Source organism: Streptomyces sp. NPDC004658 (genome assembly GCF_040609555.1).
GTDB lineage: Bacteria > Actinomycetota > Actinomycetes > Streptomycetales > Streptomycetaceae > Streptomyces.
In genome coordinates this window covers 1-1,047 of the sequence record NZ_JBEXKG010000449.1, presented here as the reverse complement: position 1 = coordinate 1,047, position 1,047 = coordinate 1, and the positions used below count along the sequence as shown (strand labels likewise).

Below are 1,047 nucleotides of genomic sequence, written 5' to 3'. Positions count from 1 at the left end.
GCCCGGTCGGCCGGCACCGGCGCGGGCGCAGGCGCGGCCACGCCGGACAGCCAGCGCCGCCGTCCGGTGGGACCGCTGCTCGCCCAGGACGGTGCGCTGCTCGGACCCGTCCCCGCGGCGCCGACCACCCTGTCCGCGCCGCTGCTGCCCGGAGTGCCGTCCCCCGCCGCCGGGCAGGACGGGGCCGCCCCGGTGCGCGCCGTCGACGCGCCGATGCTGGCTGGTGTCGCCGCCGTCTCCCCGCTGATACGCCCGCTCGACGAGACCGTGCCCCTGCCCCTCGTCGACTGGTCCACCACCCCCGGAGTCACCGGCTTCGGCCTGCTGTCCGCCCCCGTCCCCGACACCACCCCCGCTCCCTCCGCCCCTCCGGCTTCCCCGGCCGCCCCCGCCGCGCCCCACCAGGCGCCCTGACCGGCCACCGCGCCCCCGGGCCGCGAACCTGGTTGAATCCTGCGAGACCGCTCCCGCGGCGCCGACCCGGGAGCGGTGGACGACGTTCCGTGGCCCGCGGCAGCGCGCGGTCGCGGCCCAGCCGTGGGGAGAGCATGAACGAGGGGAACCGCGTCCCGCCGGTGGACGGACCGGAGGAGGCGGCGGGGATGACACCGTCCGACCGGACCGGGGCGGCCGGGGCCGCCGTACCGGAAGCCACCGGGTCCGACGGCGACTTCGAGCTGGCCAGTCCGGCCCGGCTGCCGGCCGCAGCGGACGGAGGGGAGACCCACGCGGGAGGAGCCGAGGGAGACCCCGGAGCGGGCACGGGCGCAGACACCGGTACAGACAGCGGCAGAGGTGTCCCGGGAAGCTCCGGGACGACCGGGGAGACCTCCTGGGCGGCCCCCGCCGAGCGGCCCAGGCCGCTGCACGACCCCGACCCGTACGGCACCCCGCCGTACGGCGAACCCGGCCCCTGGGCACCGGCGCCGCCCGTGCAGCATCCTGCGGCGACCCCGGCCCACGGAACGGCCGTCCCCGCCGCCGCGTCCCCCGTGCCGGCACCCGGCCCCGTGACTCGGCCACCGGCCGCCGCACCCACGGCGCCCG

The 1,047-nt window shown here is 80.0% G+C and carries 2 pseudogenes; both read left to right on the top strand.

Features of this window, described 5'->3' with window-relative positions:
- Nucleotides 1-414, top strand: a pseudogene (locus ABZV94_RS42075) (zf-HC2 domain-containing protein); the annotation flags it as partial.
- A gap of 134 nt (nt 415-548) precedes the next feature.
- A pseudogene (locus tag ABZV94_RS42070) lies at nt 549-1,047 on the top strand (protease); the annotation flags it as partial.